An 18,732-nucleotide genomic window follows, 5' to 3' on the forward strand; every position below is an offset into this window, starting at 1 on the left:
TACACGAAGCGGGCAGGCGTGGCGGGGCTACCATTGCGCGCGGCGGGGTTTGGGGTGGGTTGAAGCCCTCGCAAGGTCCACGCATGCCGCCGCAGCGGCACGCTGGCGCGTCGTCGCGTGTGCACATGCGCAAAGGTGTGAGTGTGGCAACGTGCGCACAGCGTGCTGCTGTGGCTTTCTGGTTGGGTTATGGCGTAAAAAAACCGCCCGAGTGGCGGCTATGGTCAGGAAGTCGCAGGAGATTTGCTATCAGGCTGGCATATCCAGGCTGTAAGGGGCGAAGCGGATCACCTCCTCACCCAGCCAGTCATTCAGTTCCATCATGCGGTTCTGTAATGGGGTCAGTTCATTGCGCACAAAGACGGTGCTGGCTTTACCTACATCACCAAACCCGCCAGCGTTCTGCGGAATGATGCCCATCATCTGCGGTGGTACACGGTGAACGGCCAGCATGTCATCGCGGCTGACGTTCTTGATGTTCAGAAACTCATCCTTTGCCGCCACTTCTGACAGCGGAATTATCTGGATGCCGTCCTTCTTTCCGTTTGGGCTGTACATAAACAGGTTGCGGAAGTTACCAGGACCTTTCGATTTGCGCAGCGCTTCACGGATGTTGTCTACATCCGACTGGTTTTGTGCCGGGTCGCTCATATACATGATGAAGCCAGCATGGCTGCCATTCAGGTAGAACTTGCGGCGAAACAGCGTGGCTGACTCATTCAACAGCATAGAGGGAATGGCGCTCAGATATTCCGGCAGGCCGTAAACCTCCTGGTTTAAATCCGGTTCCATCAGGTGGAACACATTCCCCGTTTCAAACTGGTACGGTTCCGTGGTGTAGCCATACTGAACAAACCAATAGGTGTCGAAGTCGATACCGCGGCGTGTGTACTTGGCCAGCGTGGGTTCAAGTGACAGCGTTTTCCCCAGGCGACTGACGCGCCGTTCCAGATAAGCATTACCGAACACCAGAAAATCCTGCACAAAGCGGCTGAATTTCTGCTGGCTTAACAGTGGGTGTGGGATAAACGTGCTGGTCAGGATGTTGCGCTTCACAAAGACCGGCGAACTGTGGTGAACCGCCGAGCGAAACGAACGGGCCAGCCCGTCAAAGCTTATCGGTGGCTCAAACCAGCGGTCCATCTGCACGCATTCCAGATAGTCCATCAATTCACGGCGGTCCAGAACGGGGATCGGGTCACCAAAAGAAAACGCTTCGGCGTGCGCTTGCGCCTGTTCGGGCTGGGTGCGCAGCTGTTGTGCCTTGTTGGTTTTGCGCTTACTCATTTATGCTACCGCCGGTTGCCACTGGCACATATACGCCATTTCGAAATGATCTGGCTGCATTGAGCTGCGAATGGAATCAACCCGCTCTTTTGTGTACAGCGTGCAGTCTGAATTGAGCAGGTCTTCAATAGTGATAACTCCGCTCCAGGTGTCCGGTTTCGGTGCTGTGATTTTTTGATAAGCCTGCCATGCAGCAAAAGAGCGCGATGGCGTGGTGTAGTAAGTCTGGCGGTGATGTTTATGACACGCCAGGCTGCTGGCCATCTTCATCAGCAGTGCCGGGTTATTAGCCCAGGCATATTCCGGGACATAGACATTTCCGCTGTATGCCGCCATCAATGCATCAACCATCAAAAACGAAATTTGTGCGCCATTGGATATGCGATAAACGGTGGCTTTATCTTCAATAAAGCTTTCGCGCGTTCCTTCAAATCCATCCAGTCCAAGGGAACCAGCGAAATAGTGGTGAGCGTTGTCCAGTGTTCCCACATCATCAGCCAGGAAAATCTGGTCACGTCCGGTATGCAGTGCATCCAGTAATGCCTCAAGCGAGAAAAGCCAGTCAGCGCCACATACGCGGGTTTTCGTCAGATGCCGGGTGCGGCAACCCTGTTTGAACCATTCACGCTGATAATTAAAGGCAGTATCAATAAACAACTGATTCAGGTTGCGAACAGCGTTATCGCCAAGGTTGATTTTATGCATCAGAAAATCTCCACAATATTGGTATTGCTGGCGTTGATACCTTCCAGCGGTTCGTTAAATAAGGCGTGCATGGTTGCCCACGCTAAATCGGCGTGACTGGCTTCTTCACTGCGGCTGGCTTCATAGGTCGGGCGGTTACCGCTGGCGGTGGTAGAACGGCGAATGGCCATAAAACTCTGGGCTATGTCGGTGTGGCCTGCGTCAAATTCCAGGCGGCGGTGGCTGATAATGTCGTAGGCTTTCAGCACCAGGGCGTTTTTCACATTCGGGTTGTAGACAAACTCGCGTGTCGCTGGGAAGAATTTTTTCACGGCCTGATAAACACCATGACCGACGCCGGTAGAGTCGATACCGATGTAGGTCACGTTGTATTGTTTGGTCAGGTTCTCAATGGCATTGGCCTGGGCAGCAAAGTCCATGCCCTTCCACTGGTGACGCTCCAGAATGCGGAACTTGCCACCTTCAACAATCGGTGGCGCAATCACCACACAACCTGCACTGTCGCCACCTTGTGCGCCCTTTGCCGGATCGTATCCAATCCACACCGGACGCCAGCCAAACGGACGCAACATCAGCGGTTCGAAGTCGTCCCACACTTCCCAGCTGTCCACCATGCAGGACTGTAAATCAGCGAGCGGGAATATCGATGCAAGGTCGTCGATAAAGTCACACATCAGCAGGTTCTGGTATTCATCCGGGCTGTATTCAAGGCGCAGCTGGTCGAGGTCAAACAGATTACAGCCACCGTTGACTGCATCTTCCACGGTGACAATCTGGCGATACTGACCATCCGGGCAAATGACGCCACGCGCTAAATGCGTGTGGGTCAGGTCGATATCCACCCGGTCAGTTTTGGCACGGCCCCGGTTATAGAGCGCCCCGGACCAGAACGGGTAAGCGCTGTGAGTCAGGCTGGAGGGTGTTGAGAAATAGGTCTGACGCCACTTTTTGTGCAGCGCCATACCCGATGCGACTTTGCGCAGCTCCTGGAATTTCGGTATCCAAAAATATTCATCCAGATACAGATTGCCGTGATAGCTCTGCGCGGTGCGGGCGTTGGTACCGAGGAAATACAGGCAGGCCCCGTTGCTCAGTGTCATCGGGTCGCCTTTCAGCTCCACTTCCACCTCGCGGGCAAACTCCAGAATGTACTGTTTGAAAACGTGCGCCTGGGCTTTACTGGCTGACAGGAAAATCTGGTTGCGGCCAGTGGTCAGCGCATCCAGTAGCGCCTCGCGGGCAAAGTAGAACGTCGCCCCAATCTGGCGAGATTTAAGCACGTTGCGGATTCGGTGTTTATTCCCGGCATCCCACCAGTTGCGCTGATAACCAAACAGCGAATCGTGGAAAATCTCCTGGAGCTTTTCGATTTGCTCATCACTGAAGACGTTCTTTTCCGGTGGTTTGCGGTCGCCTTTGTTGCGGTTGGCCACGTTCGGGTTCAGGTCGGCTTCATTGCCGCCATTGTTGAATTTACCGATACGGGCATGGCGTTCTGACTGGCGGGCCAGCAGGTCGATTTCTTTAAAATCCCGCCCCTCTTTGGCAGGGTTCATAATCAGCTGACAGTAACGCGCCGCCGTGGTGAGCTGCATCTGTTCAAGCGGTCCATAGCTTCCCCACTTGTCGCGCTTCTTCCAGCTGTGTACGGTTGCAGGCTTCTCTCCCAGCATTTCAGCAATGCGGGCGATTCGTAACCCCTGAAAGTACAGGAACATAGCCTGACGGCGGGGGTCGAGGTCCGTGTTAACAGTTGTCGTTGTCATGCCGTCAGACTACGGCCCGAATCACTCTCTTTCCGCATTGCCCCGTTGTGCCATCCACACCACAACAGCCCCGCATTGTTTCAATTCTCGCTGACCGCAAACATAAAGGCTCTGACGACAAACCGGAGCCTGGACAATGGCAAAGAAAGCAAAGCGTTTCCGCATTGGTGTTGAAGGTGCCACCACTGACGGGCGCAAGATTGAACGCAGCTGGCTGACACAGATGGCAGCGAATTATGACCCGGCAACGTACACCGCCACGATTAACATGGAGCACATCAAAGGCTATACCGCTGACAGCCCGTTCCGTCGCTACGGCATTGTGGACAAGCTGGAAGCCGTTGAAATCGCTGATGGTGCACTGGCGGGCAAAATGGCGCTGTACGCTACTATCACCCCGACCGATGACCTTGTGGCCATGACCGCGAAGATGCAGAAGCTGTTCACCTCCATGGAAGTGAACCCCGAATTTGCGGACACCGGCGAAGCCTATCTGGTTGGTCTGGCCGTGACGGATGATCCGGCAAGTCTCGGTACCGAAATTCTGCAATTCAGCGCAGGTGCAAGCCGTAACCCGCTGGCCTCCCGCAAGCTCTCCCCTGACAACCTGTTTTCTGCCGCAGAAGAAACCCTGCTGGAATTCGAAGACATTGCCGACCCAAAACCGTCTCTTTTCTCTGTCATTAAAGAACTGTTTGCAGGAAAGCAGACTACGGATGATGCCCGCTTTGGTGACGTGCATAAGGCTGTCGGTCTGGTGGCTGAAGAGCACCAGAACCTGTCCGGAAAAGTGGATAAGCAGGAAACGGCCATTACCGGATTCAGTGACCAGGTGAAAACGCTGGAAGAACAACTGACCGCAACCCAGGACGAACTGGCCACCCTGCGTCAGGAGCTGTCCACCCAGGACAACCGCACGGACCGCCGCAAATTCGCTACTGGTGGCAACCAGGAATCGCAAGAACTGACCAACTGCTGATGGAGCATCTGCACAAATGAAAAAACACACACGCTTTCAATACAATGCCTATCTGACGCAGGTGGCGAAACTTAATGAAGTTTCTGTGGATGATGTCACTGCCACGAAGTTTTCTGTGACGCCATCGGTAGCACAGACGCTGGAAGACTTGATCCAGAACTCTGCGGCGTTTCTGACGATGGTTAACATCGTGCCGGTGCCAGAACAATCAGGCCAGCCGCTGGGCCTCGGTGTGGGTACATCTGTTGCGGGTACGACCGATACCACAACCAAAGACCGTGAATGTACCGACCCGACAGACCTGAACGGCGTGCCTTATAAGTGCACCCAGACCAACTTTGATACCGCGCTTCCCTACGCCAAGATTGATATGTGGGCAAAGTTCCAGGACTTCCAGACCCGTATCCGTAACGCCATCGTGAAACGTCAGGCGCTGGACCGCCTTATGATCGGTTTCAACGGCACCAGTCGCGCCGCCACCTCAAACCGCAGCACTAATCCCAAACTTCAGGACGTGAATATCGGTTGGTTGCAGAACATCCGCACCAATGCGCCAACTCGCGTGATGAGTAAAATCACGAATGCCGGTACGGACCGCAATGAAATTCATGTGGGCCTGAAAGGGGATTACGTGAACCTGGATGCACTGGTGATGGATGCGACCAACAACCTGATTGATGAGGTTTATCAGGATGATGACGGTCTGGTCGTGGTCTGTGGTCGCGATATGCTTGCGGATAAATATTTCCCGCTTGTGAACAAAGACCAGGCCAATACCGAAGCGCTGGCCGCTGATTTAATTATCAGCCAGAAACGCATCGGCAATCTACCAGCAGTACGCGCCCCTTACTTCCCGGCAGGCACTTTGTTAATCACCCGTCTGGATAACCTGTCCATCTACTGGCAGGAAGACAGTCGCCGCCGCCAGGTGACCGACAATCCTAAGCGTGATCGGGTTGAAAACTTTGAGTCCGTCAATGAAGCCTATGTCATTGAAGACCTGCGCGGTGCCTGCCTGATTGAAAACATCATGGTGAAAGAAGACTGGAGCAAAGCGTAATGAGCAGCCCCGCCCGCGCACACCGCCTGCGGGTTGAAGCTGAACTGACTGCCCGTGAGGGCAGTCATCAGCAAACTCTCAGCGGCTCTGACCAGATGTTAATGCAGCTTTCGGAAGATTTGCGCCGACTGAAAGGCGTGCAGTCCACTGAAAAGAAAGCCGAACTTAAACGCACGCTTCTGCCGAAATACGAACCCTGGGTGACCGGCATTCTGACCGGTGACGGCTCCCGTCAGGATGATGTAGTGATGCACATTCTCGTCTGGCGTATTGATGCCGGTGACTATCACGGTGCCCTCGAAATTGGCCGCCATGCGCTGAAATACGGCTGGGTGCTGCCCGTTCGTTACAACCGCACCACGGCAACGGCAATTGCTGAAGAATTTGCCGATGCCGCACAGCGTGCATTTACCGCTAAGCAGCCATTCAGTGCCGCACTGCTGACCCAGGCACTTGAGCTGGTCGATGCGCACGATATGCCTGACCAGTCCCGCGCCCGTTTGCACAAAGCGATTGGTTATGCACTGCGTGAAAACGGCCAGCTGGCGGCTTCAGTGAATCACCTGAACCGTGCGCTGGAGCTGGATAGCCGTTGCGGTGTGAAAAAAGACATTGAGCGACTGGGGACCCAGTTGCGTAAAGCCAGCAATGGCTGACAGAACGTGCCCACGCGCGGGGCGGCACGGGGTGGCGACAGGCAAATGCCGCATCAAAACCCCGTCCACCGCCCGACTAATAAGGTGAAATAGATGCAGCAGCCAATGAAATTCATCGCACCCGAACCGGTGCCGGACGGCGCGAAGGACATTATCACCAATAACCCGTTCTGGCCTGACCTTGATATCTCCGAGTTTCGGGCAGAAATGCGCACCGATGGCACCGTGACCCCAGCCAGACTGCGGCAGGCCGTTCTCACCGCGATTTCCGAAGTGAACGCCGAGCTATTCGACTTTAAACAGCGACAGATGATTGCCGGTTATGCCTCGCTTGCGGATGTTCCGGCTGATGTGATCGACGGCGAAAGCCAGCGTTTGCAGCTCTACCGTCGCGCCGTCTGGTGCTGGACCAAAGCCACACTGACCGAGCGTTATCGTGATTTTGACGCCACGGCCAGTGGTAACAAAAAAGCGGATGAGATGGTCACGACAGTAGATGACCTGTGGCGTGATGTGAACTGGTCGCTCAGTCGTTTGCAGGATAAACCGCGAATGATTGTGGAGCTTATCTGATGAAAGTGCGGGCGCAGCAGTACGACACGGTGGACGGTCTTTGCTGGCGACATTATGGCCGCACGCAGGGCATGACCGAGCGCGTACTGGCTGCGAATCCGGGGCTGGCTGATATCGGCCCTGTTTTACCCCACGGGCTGGAGGTGGAATTGCCGGATATCGTACCGGCTGCCACCACCCAGACCGTACAGCTATGGGACTGACCATGACAATTGAAAAAGTCACGGCCTTTATTGTGTACTGGATTGCGGTATTTCTTGCCTGGCTGGGTGGCTGGTCCATTCAGGATGCGGCGGCCGCAGTCGGTATGGCGCTCGGTGCAGGTATGTTTGCGGTCAGCTGGTACTACCGCCGCAAAACCTTCCAGTTACTGGCAGGCGGCAAAATCAGTCAGGAGGTCTATGAGCGCGCAAATCGTTAAACGCTGCCTGGTGGGTGTGGTGCTGGCGCTGGCAGCTTTAGTGCCGGATTACCCGAAGCTGCACACCTCGCCACAGGGACTGGCGCTGATTGCCGATTTTGAGGGGTGCCGCCTGACGCCATACCAGTGCAGCGCCGGAGTCTGGACCAGCGGCATCGGGCATACAGCTGGAGTGAAGCTGGGCAAAACCATCACCGAGCAACAGGCGGCCAGCAACCTGGTCAGTGATGTGTTGATGGTAGAGAAACGCCTCGCAGCCTGTCTGACGGTTATGCCGCCACAGAATGTTTACGACGCGCTGGTGAGTCTCGGCTTTAACGCAGGAACTGGCGCAATCTGCAGCTCAATGATGGTGTCATTTATCAATCGCCAGCAGTGGTGGCAGGCATGTCATCAGTTACCACGCTGGATTTATGTTAACGGTGTAATCAGTACCGGGCTTGAGAACCGCCGCGCGCGGGAAATGGCCTGGTGTTTAAAAGGGGCAGGAAAATGAAGACAGCTTTTAAGTGGATTTTTGATATTTCGTTACTGGTCATGATTGCGCTGGCCTTTGTTTATCCGCAGAGCGTAGCAACGAACGTTGTGGCCATCTGGGCATGGTTCGGCATTGTGGTCAGTACGATGCTGATGTGTGCCGGAATTGTTGGCCAGTGTGCATGGGTTAAAGACGGTAAATCAGGTATTGCAGACCTAACCCGCAGGGCTTTCGGTCTTGCTATTCGCATCCGGCTGCGTCGCCAGTTCCGCTTTGTGATCACAACGGCAGTGATGACGGCATGTCTGCTTAATGCAGGAATGCTGACCGTGGCACTGTGTTATCTGGGTTCATTGTTAAGTTTCCGCTTTTTGCGCTCTCTTTTACTTATGTTCACAGGTCGCACGTCATGTCCCGCGCCATCAGCATAGGTTTCGTGGTTGCACTTGCGCTGTCAGCCTTTCTGGGCTGGCGGCTCGACAAGTCCACTGACTCTCTGGATAAGCAGGCTAAGACCATCGGCACGCTCAATAGCCAGCTGTCCGATAAGAACAGCCAACTGCTGGCCGTTGACCTGATGGGTCGTGCTAATGACGCTCTGCAACTCGGGCTACAACAACGTAACGCGCAGCTGGCGGCTGGCGCTGCCGGTCGTGACCAGCGATTTAAGGAACTGACGCATGAAAACGCTGAAGTTAAAAACTGGGCTGATACTCTTTTGCCTGATGCTGTTATCCGGTTGCAACAGCGCCCGCCCATTACCGGAAGTGAGGGTTATCACACTTACCTGTCCGGCAGTGACGCGCTGCACTCTGCCAGCCAGCCAACCGATGACTAATGGTGATTTACTGGCGGCAAAAAACACCGCTGAGGATGCCTGGGCGCAGTGTGCCGCCCGCGTGGATATGATTGTGGACTGTCAGGAGCAGCAGCATGAAAAAGCCCGATTCCCTGCGTCGCGCACTGACTGAAGCCAGTAGCCATTTGCGTGAAAACCCCGATTCCCTGCACATTTTTGTTGATGATGGAAGCGTGGTCAGCACGCTGGCCCCATCCCTGTCGTGGGAATATCGCTACACGCTGAATGTGATGGTGACGGAGTTTTCCGGTGACCAGAACCTGCTGATGGCGGCATTGCTTGCCTGGGTGCATGAGAACCAGCCGGACATTATGGCCAACCCTGATTTACGCAATAACGGTTTTACGTTTGAAGCTGTGATCATCAACCACACCACGTGTGATATCAGCATTGACCTGCGGCTGACGGAGCGAGTTGTGATGACCCCTTCCGGTGAAAATATGGTGGTCGAGGCCGTTCCTGAACCTGAAAACCCGGAGCTGCGTGATGATTACTGGCTCACTTCAAAATGATGCCCTGAATGTTGACCGCGAGCTGGTCGCCCTGCTGGAAAAACTCTCCGGGCGCAGCCGTCGCAAGCTCTCTCAGGAAATCGCCCGCGATTTACGCCGTACCCAGTTAAAACGCATTGCCGCCCAGAAGAACCCGGACGGCAGCCCGTTTACGAAACGTAAAGCCCGTTTTATTACCGTCCAGAATGGGATGAAGTTTCTCTGGCGTGGTGAGCTGCGCAACCTGAAAAACTGGCAGTTCCGCAAGGGCCGCCACGGTGACATGGTGACAGGGTTTGATATTGAGCGCAGCGCGGTACGCTCATTCTACAAACGGGATATTCAGCGCTTTATTGAAGTGAAGAAAAACCGTATCCGTTCACGGGTGAAGAGCAAGCAGACCCGGATGTTTAAAAAACTGGGGTCCAGTCGTTACATGCTTGCGAAAGCCACCACTGACGGTGCCGCTGTTTACTTTGCCCCACAGGTGCAGCGCATCGCGCAGGTTCACCAGTACGGACTGAAAGACCGCATTCGCCCGAATGTGGAAGTGCAGTATCCGGCCCGCCAGTTACTGGGATTCACACCGACTGACATGCAGCACATTGAGTACCAGATAGTTTCCTGGCTGACAAAAATCTAGCCCGAAGGCATGTTAAACCCTACTGCTTACAGCGCTAGGGTTTATTATATTAGCAAATTTACATGGCTTATTTTGAATAATAGTTCAATCTTGATTTTGCAAATTTCGACATTGGGTGACTAACAGTCATCCATTTTGCAGCTTCTCCAATATCTCCTTTTTCGCCGATAAAAATCTCAGCGGTTGTAGGGCTCATTATTACCCCGCCTTCTTTTATTGGGGTGTTGTATTTGATGATTTCCTTCCTGAATTCATATTTCCAGTTTGCAAGCACTGCAATTGATAGTGCTATGTGGGTGTTTTTAACTTTGTGGAAAACATTTTTCACTAATGCTAAAGGAGTTCTTTCACCTAATGTGATGGACTTTATACAATCATCAGGAATATTCATTGTGAATATATCCATATTGCCTTTTTTAGGCTTTATACGATGGCAATCCTTCAAATTTCTAGATAACCGCCATTCCTCCTCATACTCCCATTCCGTGGATTTTATATACAGCTCGGAAAGTGGAATTAAGGGTTCTTTCAAAAAATAATCAATATGAAATTTTGGTCTGTCAACAACGTATTTTACCTGATGACAACCTTGGAAAAAATCATGACCATCATCAAACTCAATGACAGCACCTGAATACTCCTCTGCATAGTGCGCCCACATTAAGTGAGAAGCAGGATTCTTTGTTAAGCAAAGCATGCCTATATGATTATTTAGAGTGCCAATGAGATCTCTCATATAAAGGTCATTGCAATTATCATCTTCAAAATCGTTGTTTAATAGATACTTTGAAATATCACGCTGAGGCAACAAGACATTAAAATTTAATTGTAGATCCTTATTGTTTTCTTCGTATGGGTTATAGGTCTCAATAGCCATTTCAAAGGGGTCGTTGAAAGCGCCAGGCTGAGTGAGTCTAATGTTTCCTTCAAGGATTTTTTCTAATGCGTACTTCGATACATATTTATAAAAAGACACTAATCCACTCCATCAAAACACTTTTTCACCATCATAAATTGTGCCATACACCACACATTTATCATTTGATGAAAACCACAAACTAAGATGACAAGTTAAAACAATGAACGAAAAACTTGTCGAAATCTATCGTCTGCTCAACAACCTGATCCGCACCGGAACTGTCCTTGACGTGAATTTACAGGAAGGATTATGCCGGGTGCAGACGGGTGAGTTGCAAACCACGTGGCTGAACTGGCTCACTCCCCGCGCCGGTCGTTCACGCACATGGTGGGCTCCGTCCGTGGGTGAACAGGTATTACTGCTGAGTATCGGCGGTGACCTGACCACTGCGTTTGTCCTGCCTGCCATTTACTCCGATGAAAACCCCGCACCATCAGCGTCAGCTGATGCGTTTCATATGTCGTTCCCGGATGGGGCAGTGATTGAGTACGAACCGGAAACCAGCGCACTGACCGTCAGCGGCATTAAAACCGCCACGGTAACAGCGTCCGAATCGGTGGATGTGACGGTGCCGCTGGTCACTGTGAAAGCCAGCCAACAAATCACCCTTGATACCCCGGAAGTGGTCTGCACCAACAAACTGACCACCGGCACGCTGGAGGTTCAACAGGGCGGCACGATGAGCGGCAACATTACCCACAGCGGTGGCACGTTGTCTTCCAATGGCATCGTGGTTGATACCCATCAGCATTCCGGCGTGAAGTCGGGAAGTGACAACTCAGGAGGCCCAGTCTGATGAGATACCTCGGCATGAACCAGCAAAGCGGTACCCGCCTGACCGAACTGGACCACGTGCGCCAGTCGGTGCGCGACATTCTGCTGACGCCGGTCGGCAGTCGGCTGATGCGTCGTGAATATGGCTCGCTAATACCTGACCTCATTGATGAAGCGCAGAATCCTGCCACCCGGTTGCGGGTGATGGCTGCCACTTATGGCGCGTTATGCCGCTGGGAACCCCGTATCAGACTGACCACCATCAATATTACCAGCGCCAGTGACGGTTCTATGGTGGTGGACCTCACCGGAGTACGCACCGAAGGCGGGCCGGTTAATTTATCTGTCGGACTGGGAGCTGCCACATGAGCATTGTTGATTTATCACAACTACCCGCCCCGCAGGTAGTTGATGTGCCGGATTTTGAAACCCTGCTTGCCGAGCGCAAAGCGGCGTTTGTTGCGTTGCATCCTGCAGAAGAACAGGCCGCCGTTACCCGCACGCTGACACTGGAATCTGAACCGGTGGTGAAGACGCTACAGGAAAATACCTACCGTGAAATTCTGCTGCGCCAGCGTATCAATGAAGCTGCGCAGGCGGTGATGGTGGCTTATTCCATGGGGTCGGACCTTGACCAGCTTGCTGCTAATAATAACGTGCAGCGTCTGGTTATTACCCCTGCTGACCTGAATGCCGTGCCACCGGTTGCGGCCGTAATGGAGCCGGACAGTGATTTGCGTCAGCGAATCCCGGCTGCGATGGAAGGTCTGAGTGTCGCCGGTCCGTCTGCGGCCTATGAATTCCATGCCCGCAGTGCCGATGGCCGTGTGGCTGATGCCTCGGCGGTCAGTCCGTCCCCGGCGAATGTCACCATCACCGTTTTGTCGCGTGAAGGTGACGGAACGGCAGGCGCTGACCTGATTGCCGCTGTGAATGCCGCCCTGAATGATGAAAGCGTGCGCCCGGTGGCTGACCGGGTGACCGTGCAGTCTGCCACCATCGTGAATTACACCATTGAGGCAAAGCTCTATCTCTATCCGGGACCGGAAGCCGAACCCATCAAAGCGGCGGCCATTGCGCGGTTAGAGACTTACATCAAAGCCCAGTCACGTCTGGGGCGCGACATTCGCAAATCAGCTATTTACGGCGCACTCCATGTTGAGGGTGTGCAGCGTGTTGAGCTGACCGCACCGGTTGATGATGTGGTGCTGGACAAATCAAAAGCGGCTTACTGTACCGCATCAACCGTCACTATCGGGGGGACAGATGAATAGCCTGTTACCTCCGGGTTCATCGGCACTTGAGCGCCGACTGGCACAGACCTGTAGCGGCATCAGTGACCTCAGTGTGCCACTGCGTGATTTGTGGAATCCGCAGACCTGCCCGGTAAAGTTTCTGCCTTATCTGGCATGGGCGTTTTCGGTTGACCGCTGGGATGAGAAGTGGCCCGAGAACGTTAAACGTAAAGTCGTGACCGATGCGTTTTTCATCCACCGACGCAAGGGAACTATTGCTGCTATTCGCAGTGCCGTGCAGCCGCTAGGGCGCATCATCGGTTTTACAGAATGGTGGGAAAACAACGGCACACCGGGTTCGTTTGAACTGGATATTGGCGTGCCGGAAGACGGCATGACCCCAGACATGAACACGGAAATGGACCGACTCATCAGTGATGCAAAACCTGTCAGCCGGACATGCTCCATCAACATTGTGCAGGAGGTGCCGGGCTATCTGTTTGCGGGTGGCATCATTTACGACGGCGACATTCTTACTGTTTACCCAGGATAAAAATCATGGCCAAATTTAAAACCATTATCACCACAGCGGGTGCCGCCAAGATTGCTGCGGTACTGGCAGGAACCGGTAGCATTGTTCTGGACAGCCACGCAAGAATGGCGGTCGGTGACGGCAACGGCACACTCCCTACACCGGTTCCGTCACAAACGGCACTGGTCCATGAAGTGCATCGCGCAGCGCTGAACAGTGCCAGCATTGACGCGCGTGATCCGAAAAACATCATCGCGGAGCTGGTCATCCCCCCGGAAACGGGTGGTTTCTGGATGCGCGAAATGGCGCTCTATGATGCTGCCGGTACTCTGCTGGCCGTGGGTAACATGGCTGAAACCTACAAGCCGTCATTGACTGAAGGTGCGGGCCGCAAGCAGGTTATCCGTATGGTGATTGCGGTCAGTGATGTGTCAGCGGTCACCATCAGCATTGATTCGTCTACGGTGATGGCGACAAAGGAATATGTGGATGAGTCCATTGATAAGCATGAGAAATCACGCAAACATCCTGATGCCACACTGACCGAAAAAGGCTTTACGCAGCTCAACAGCGCCACGGACAGCGCATCAGAAACACTGGCCGCCACACCCAAAGCGGTGAAAACCGTTATGGATTTGACAAAAACAAAAGCCCCTGTCGACAGTCCGGTACTGACCGGGACCCCAAAGGCTCCGACGCCTGCTGCGGGTACCAACACCGAGCAGCTGGCGACCACCGCCTTTGTCCGGGCTGCTGTTACCGCACTGATTAACTCGTCACCAGGGGTGCTGGATACGCTGGGCGAAATTGCCGCAGCCCTGGGCAATGATGCAAATTTTGCGGCAACAATGACCGCAAAACTGGCGCGAAAAATTGATGGTGACACATGCTTTGCGGCGGGCTTTGTCGGGGGCGCGGTGGATTTGCCCTATATGCGTCATGCCACCAGTGACACCGCTATCGGATTACCAACGGAATCATCCGTCTCAACCCGGTTTGCGCTCAAAGCACCACTGGCCAGTCCGGCATTGACCGGAACACCGACAGCGCCGACCGCTGCCCAGACAGTTAACAGCACGCAAATTGCCACTACAGCATTTGTTAAAGCGGCTTTGTCTGCTCTGGTTAATTCATCCCCTGCGGCACTGGATACACTCAAGGAGCTGGCTGATGCTTTGGGTAACGACGCGAACTTTGCCACCACGATGACCGATGCGCTGGCAAGAAAAATTAATGCCGATACGTGCAGAACGGCCGGTTTTGTCGGTGGCGATGCGCTTTTGCCTTATTTCCGTCATACAGTCACTGATGCCATTATTAATCTTGCAACTAAGCAGGCGCTAAATGAGGGGCTGGCGCTGAAAGCAGGAACAGATGGCTGTGAACTTGTGGGCTTCTTTGGTGATGATGAAGGTCGTCCCTATGTCAGACGAAAGTCATCGGGCACCAATATCATTCTTGCCACCGCCGACAGTGTAACGCAGCGACTGGAACAGAAAGCAAATCTTGCCAGTCCTGCACTGACCGGAACACCGACAGCACCGACAGCAGCCCAGACGGTGAACAGTACGCAAATTGCCACCACAGCATTTGTAAAAGCGGCTTTGTCTGCCCTGGTCAATTCGTCCCCGGCTGCGCTGGACACACTCAAAGAGTTGGCTGACGCTTTGGGTAATGATGCAAATTTTGCCACGACAATGACTAACGCGCTGGCAAATAAGATTGATGGTGATACCTGCGGGGCGGCGGGGTTTGTTGGCGGTGCGGCAGGCTCGCCATATTTGCGACATAAAACCACCGATACTGTCATCACGATTGCCACTACGGCGGCAATGAATAACGGTCTTGCACTGAAACCCGGCACGGATGGTTGTGAACTGGTGGGCTTTTTTGGTGGTGATAAAGGTCGCCCGTATGTCAAACAGAAATCATCGGGTGAAAATATCGTTCTTGCTACAGCGGAGAATCTTACCAACCGACTTGCTGAGAAAATGGATACCAGTGGTTTTGCCGGAACACTGGGGCCAACAACCGGTAACCAGCAGTTAGGTGCCGGGAAATTAATCGTCCAGTACGGGGAGTTTTCTATCGGTGCTGCTGCGGGTTCAAATACCACCGTCACCTTTAACCGGGCATTTCCAAACGCCTGTGTGGCTGTTATCCCAACGCCGGGTAGCGGGGGTTCCTCAGAACAACTGGGGGCATCCGGGAAAAACAAAACACAGGCAACGATTACAAAAGGGATCGGGGACGTGAATGCACGCGCCGGGTTCTATGTGGCGCTGGGGTACTAATATGAAAAAGATATTTTTTTGCGCGAAAACGAACGGTTTTTATCCTGAAGAATTTCAGGAGCAGTATGTGGATGCAGGGACGTGGCCAGAGGAGCTGACCGAAGTCAGTCATGAGCAGTATCAGTTTCTGATGGGGGCACAATCACACGGGAAAATCATTGTACCGGATGAGGATGGTTACCCCGTGCTGAGTGATCCGGAAACTGACTTTACTGCGGTTGCTGTACAACGACGCGACAGTGAAATGGCATTAGCCAGTGCGCGTATAAATGCACTGACTGACGCGCAGGATGATGGTGATATAACACCTGAAGAAGTGGAAGAGCTTGCCGCATTACGTGAGAAGCGCACCAGACTGCGCCGCCTAGACCTGACCACAGCCCCGGATATTGACTGGCCATAACACATAAATGCTTACCGATGGCCTCCAGTGTGGGGCCGTTTTTTTATGGCTGTTGTGTGAACGCTGACACAATGGCCAGTGCGTGAACCAGCCTCAAAATGACAGCAACATGGAGCGGAAACCTCATGAGGAGAGCCGCACATGCAAGATTACCATCACGGTGTCCGCGTCACCGAGATTAACGAAGGTACGCGCACCATCCGCACAATTTCAACAGGCATCATCGGTATGGTCTGTACCGCTGACGATGCAGACGCTGAAACATTCCCGCTAAATAAAGTCGCCCTGATTACCAATATCCAGAGCGCGATGGCAAAAGCTGGCCGCAGCGGCACGTTGTATAACGCCCTGGATGCCATTGCTGCACAAACTAACCCTGTCGTGGTCGTGGTCCGTGTTGCAGAAGGTCAGGACGCTGCCGAAAACACCAGTAATGTGATTGGTGCTGCGGTTTCCGGTGTTGCCACTCCTGCTTCTTCAGCCAGCCTGACGGGTGCCGCACTCACTCAGAGTGAACTGAATTTTGCAGCCTTCAAAGCCGTGAAAAGCGGCATTCTGAAAATCAGCGTTGATGGCCAGACGCAGTCCTTTGCGGATGTGGATTTGTCAGGTATTGCTGCCGGAACGGATGCCGCCAACATGGCCGCCGTTGCCGCAGCCATTACGGCAAAACTGTCCGGCGCCACGCTGGCCTGGAACGGGTCCAGCTTTATTATGGCATCAGCATCAACCGGCATTCCTTCCATGCTGGGTGTGGCCATGGCAGTCAATGTGGTAACCGACGCCGGTCCGCTGCTGGGACTGGACGCCGCACATAATCCAGTTGCTGTGGCGGGTGCCGCGATTGATGGTAGCAACCCTGCCACCTCCGGCACGCTGACAAGCCCCGCACTGACCTCAAATGAAAAGCTGATCGCCCGCTTCAATGCGGTCAAGAACGGCACACTGAAAATCACCATTGATGGCGCGCTAAAAACCATCACCGGGCTGGACTTTTCCGGTGCGGCTGACCTTGCCGCTGTTGCGGCAGCTGTGACCGCAAAACTGACCGGCGCTACCGTATCGTGGGACCAGTCAGCCGGTAAATTCACTGTCACATCTGTATCTACCGGGGTGAATTCGAAAGTGGTCGCCGCGCAGCCAGTGACCAGCGAAACCGATTTGGGTCCGTTGCTGGGGCTGGATGCTGCACACACGCCGGTCGTGAAAAACGGTACCGCAGCCTCGGCGGCGGTCAGTTCGCCAACGGGCCTGAAAGCGCTGCTGACTGCTGCGCAAAAACTGGGCGTGACACCGCGCATTCTGGGTGCGCCGGGTCTGGACAGTCAGCCGGTGGCGGCAGAACTGATTTCTGTTGCCAAAAAACTGCGCGGCTTTGCCTACATTTCAGCGTGGAACTGCGCCAATTTCGTGGAGGCGATGAACTACCGCGATAATTTCGGTGACCGTGAAGCCATGCTTATCTGGCCTGACTTCATCAACTGGGATACGGCAAAGAACGCCGAAACCATTGCGTGGGCAACCGCCCGTGCGCTGGGGTTGCGTGCGCTGGTTGATGAGCAGACCGGCTGGCATAAGTGCCTGTCCAACGAAGTTGTGCAGGGTGTGACCGGCATTTCCAAAGATGTGTACTGGGACTTGCAGGACCCGAACACCGACGCCGGTCTGCTCAACGGCAAGGATGTCACCACGCTTATTCGTCGTGACGGTTTCCGTTTCTGGGGTGTGCGCACGCTCAGTGCTGACCCACTTTTCCAGTTTGAGTGTTACACCCGCACCGCCCAGGTGCTGATGGACACCATGGCCGAAGCGCATTTCTGGGCGATGGATAAACCGCTCACCCCGTCACTGGCACGCGACATTATTGAAGGTATCAACGCCAAACTGCGCGAACTGGTCAGCCAGGGTTATCTGCTGGGTGGTCAGGCGTGGATTAGTGACGATGCCAACAGCAAAGACACGCTGAAAGCCGGGAAGCTCACCATTGATTACGACTACACGCCGGTTCCACCGCTGGAAAACCTGATGTTACGCCAGCGTATTACCGACTCTTATCTGATGGACTTCACCAGCCAGGCGAAAGGCTAAGGGGATTAAATGGCACTGCCACGCAAAGTTAAATATCTGAACCTGTTTAATGACGGCATCAACTGGATTGGGATTGTGGAATCACTGACCCTGCCGAAACTGACGGAAAAATTTGAGAAGTACCGGGGCGGCGGGATGCCCGGTGCAGTGGATATCAGTCTGGGTCTGGATGATGGCGCACTGGATACAGAATTCACCATTGGTGGTACCGAAGCGCTGCTGTTTAAGCAGATGGGTACCGTCACCGCTGATGGCGTGATGCTGCGTTTTACCGCATCCATTCAACGTGATGATACCGGTGAAATTCAGGCGCTGGAACTGGTGACCCGTGGGCGCCATAAGGAACTGGACTCCGGTGAATTTAAGCAGGGTGACAGCTCTACCACCAAAGTATCCGGCACCAACACCTACGCCAAACTGACCATTGATGGTGAGGTGCTCTATGAAGTGGACCTTATCAACATGATCTGGATTGTGGACGGCAAGGACCTGCTGGAAGCACATCGCGCAGCCATTGGCCTGTAATTATCACGGGCGCGGTCACCGCGCCTGAAACCTTTTCTAAGTAA

Annotated in this window: 24 protein-coding genes and 1 pseudogene; 21 read left to right on the forward strand and 4 right to left on the reverse strand. The window is 53.8% G+C overall.

What is annotated here, in order from left to right; translation table 11 throughout:
* Window positions 1-249 precede the first annotated feature (249 nt).
* The 3 genes from M975_RS09985 to M975_RS09995 are packed head-to-tail and all read right to left on the reverse strand — an operon-like array spanning window position 250 to window position 3,758.
* Window positions 250-1,287, reverse strand: a complete 1,038-nt coding sequence (locus tag M975_RS09985; RefSeq protein ID WP_064559060.1) for a phage portal protein — start codon at window positions 1,285-1,287, stop codon at window positions 250-252.
* The gene (locus M975_RS09990; RefSeq protein ID WP_064559061.1) at window positions 1,288-1,992 is read right to left on the reverse strand and encodes a terminase large subunit domain-containing protein; all 705 of its coding nucleotides are present in this window, start codon (window positions 1,990-1,992) and stop codon (window positions 1,288-1,290) included.
* Window positions 1,992-3,758, reverse strand: coding sequence for a terminase ATPase subunit family protein (locus M975_RS09995; RefSeq protein WP_064559062.1), 1,767 nt, complete (start codon window positions 3,756-3,758; stop codon window positions 1,992-1,994). Before M975_RS09995 ends, M975_RS09990 begins: the two co-directional genes overlap by 1 nt.
* A gap of 136 nt (window positions 3,759-3,894) precedes the next feature.
* On the opposite strand from M975_RS09995, the gene M975_RS10000 reads away from it, so the two are divergent.
* From M975_RS10000 to M975_RS10050, 12 genes are all read left to right on the forward strand, one after another.
* Window positions 3,895-4,737, forward strand: coding sequence for a GPO family capsid scaffolding protein (locus M975_RS10000; protein ID WP_064559063.1), 843 nt, complete (start codon window positions 3,895-3,897; stop codon window positions 4,735-4,737).
* A gap of 16 nt (window positions 4,738-4,753) precedes the next feature.
* A complete protein-coding gene (locus M975_RS10005) occupies window positions 4,754-5,797 on the forward strand; it encodes a phage major capsid protein, P2 family (RefSeq protein WP_064559064.1) in 1,044 nt (347 codons plus the stop codon).
* Window positions 5,797-6,453: a phage terminase small subunit gene (locus M975_RS10010; protein WP_064559065.1), complete on the forward strand. Its 657-nt coding sequence runs from the start codon at window positions 5,797-5,799 to the stop codon at window positions 6,451-6,453. The genes M975_RS10005 and M975_RS10010 overlap by 1 nt, the downstream gene beginning before the upstream one ends.
* Window positions 6,454-6,558: 105 nt before the next feature.
* A complete protein-coding gene (locus tag M975_RS10015; protein WP_064559200.1) occupies window positions 6,559-7,026 on the forward strand; it encodes a head completion/stabilization protein in 468 nt (155 codons plus the stop codon).
* On the forward strand, window positions 7,026-7,229 hold the full coding sequence (locus M975_RS10020; RefSeq protein ID WP_064559066.1) for a tail protein X: 204 nt from the start codon (window positions 7,026-7,028) through the stop codon (window positions 7,227-7,229). Before M975_RS10015 ends, M975_RS10020 begins: the two co-directional genes overlap by 1 nt.
* A gap of 2 nt (window positions 7,230-7,231) precedes the next feature.
* The gene (locus tag M975_RS10025) at window positions 7,232-7,447 is read left to right on the forward strand and encodes an HP1 family phage holin (RefSeq protein ID WP_064559067.1); all 216 of its coding nucleotides are present in this window, start codon (window positions 7,232-7,234) and stop codon (window positions 7,445-7,447) included.
* The gene (locus M975_RS10030; RefSeq protein WP_064559068.1) at window positions 7,428-7,943 is read left to right on the forward strand and encodes a lysozyme; all 516 of its coding nucleotides are present in this window, start codon (window positions 7,428-7,430) and stop codon (window positions 7,941-7,943) included. Before M975_RS10025 ends, M975_RS10030 begins: the two co-directional genes overlap by 20 nt.
* Window positions 7,940-8,356, forward strand: a complete 417-nt coding sequence (locus M975_RS10035) for a DNZ54_00345 family protein (protein ID WP_064559069.1) — start codon at window positions 7,940-7,942, stop codon at window positions 8,354-8,356. Before M975_RS10030 ends, M975_RS10035 begins: the two co-directional genes overlap by 4 nt.
* Window positions 8,335-8,763 carry an Rz-like lysis system protein LysB gene (gene lysB, locus M975_RS10040; protein ID WP_064559070.1) on the forward strand — a complete coding sequence of 143 codons (429 nt, stop codon included), beginning with the start codon at window positions 8,335-8,337 and terminating at the stop codon, window positions 8,761-8,763. The genes M975_RS10035 and lysB overlap by 22 nt, the downstream gene beginning before the upstream one ends.
* Window positions 8,651-8,896 carry an Rz1-like lysis system protein LysC gene (lysC, locus tag M975_RS23385; protein WP_245164391.1) on the forward strand — a complete coding sequence of 82 codons (246 nt, stop codon included), beginning with the start codon at window positions 8,651-8,653 and terminating at the stop codon, window positions 8,894-8,896. Before lysB ends, lysC begins: the two co-directional genes overlap by 113 nt.
* Window positions 8,859-9,296: a phage tail protein gene (locus M975_RS10045; protein ID WP_064559071.1), complete on the forward strand. Its 438-nt coding sequence runs from the start codon at window positions 8,859-8,861 to the stop codon at window positions 9,294-9,296. Before lysC ends, M975_RS10045 begins: the two co-directional genes overlap by 38 nt.
* Entirely contained in the window at window positions 9,271-9,918 is a 648-nt protein-coding gene (locus M975_RS10050; RefSeq protein WP_064559072.1) for a phage virion morphogenesis protein, read from the forward strand. Before M975_RS10045 ends, M975_RS10050 begins: the two co-directional genes overlap by 26 nt.
* Window positions 9,919-9,985: 67 nt before the next feature.
* Here M975_RS10050 and M975_RS10055 read toward each other — a convergent pair whose 3' ends face one another.
* Window positions 9,986-10,894, reverse strand: a complete 909-nt coding sequence (locus tag M975_RS10055; RefSeq protein ID WP_064559073.1) for a DUF2971 domain-containing protein — start codon at window positions 10,892-10,894, stop codon at window positions 9,986-9,988.
* A gap of 103 nt (window positions 10,895-10,997) precedes the next feature.
* Here M975_RS10055 and M975_RS10060 point away from each other — a divergent pair, with 103 nt between their 5' ends.
* From M975_RS10060 to M975_RS10095, 9 genes and pseudogenes are all read left to right on the forward strand, one after another.
* The gene (locus tag M975_RS10060; RefSeq protein WP_064559074.1) at window positions 10,998-11,633 is read left to right on the forward strand and encodes a phage baseplate assembly protein V; all 636 of its coding nucleotides are present in this window, start codon (window positions 10,998-11,000) and stop codon (window positions 11,631-11,633) included.
* Window positions 11,630-11,980: a GPW/gp25 family protein gene (locus M975_RS10065; protein WP_157093364.1), complete on the forward strand. Its 351-nt coding sequence runs from the start codon at window positions 11,630-11,632 to the stop codon at window positions 11,978-11,980. The genes M975_RS10060 and M975_RS10065 overlap by 4 nt, the downstream gene beginning before the upstream one ends.
* A complete protein-coding gene (locus M975_RS10070; protein ID WP_064559076.1) occupies window positions 11,977-12,885 on the forward strand; it encodes a baseplate assembly protein in 909 nt (302 codons plus the stop codon). The genes M975_RS10065 and M975_RS10070 overlap by 4 nt, the downstream gene beginning before the upstream one ends.
* Window positions 12,878-13,399: a phage tail protein I gene (locus M975_RS10075; protein WP_064559077.1), complete on the forward strand. Its 522-nt coding sequence runs from the start codon at window positions 12,878-12,880 to the stop codon at window positions 13,397-13,399. The genes M975_RS10070 and M975_RS10075 overlap by 8 nt, the downstream gene beginning before the upstream one ends.
* Before the next feature lie 5 nt (window positions 13,400-13,404).
* A complete protein-coding gene (locus M975_RS23390; RefSeq protein ID WP_064559078.1) occupies window positions 13,405-15,672 on the forward strand; it encodes a phage tail protein in 2,268 nt (755 codons plus the stop codon).
* Window position 15,673: 1 nt separating this feature from the next.
* Window positions 15,674-16,075: a tail fiber assembly protein gene (locus M975_RS10085; protein ID WP_064559079.1), complete on the forward strand. Its 402-nt coding sequence runs from the start codon at window positions 15,674-15,676 to the stop codon at window positions 16,073-16,075.
* 141 nt (window positions 16,076-16,216) lie between these two features.
* Window positions 16,217-16,909: pseudogene (locus M975_RS23395) on the forward strand (DUF3383 family protein); the annotation flags it as partial.
* Window positions 16,904-18,163 carry a phage tail sheath subtilisin-like domain-containing protein gene (locus M975_RS23405; protein WP_342446894.1) on the forward strand — a complete coding sequence of 420 codons (1,260 nt, stop codon included), beginning with the start codon at window positions 16,904-16,906 and terminating at the stop codon, window positions 18,161-18,163. The pseudogene M975_RS23395 and the gene M975_RS23405, both read left to right, overlap by 6 nt.
* A gap of 9 nt (window positions 18,164-18,172) precedes the next feature.
* Window positions 18,173-18,688, forward strand: a complete 516-nt coding sequence (locus M975_RS10095; RefSeq protein ID WP_064559080.1) for a phage major tail tube protein — start codon at window positions 18,173-18,175, stop codon at window positions 18,686-18,688.
* Window positions 18,689-18,732: the final 44 nt, after the last annotated feature.

Origin of the sequence: Buttiauxella brennerae ATCC 51605 (assembly GCF_001654925.1) — a bacterium.
GTDB classification, from domain to species: domain Bacteria; phylum Pseudomonadota; class Gammaproteobacteria; order Enterobacterales; family Enterobacteriaceae; genus Buttiauxella; species Buttiauxella brennerae.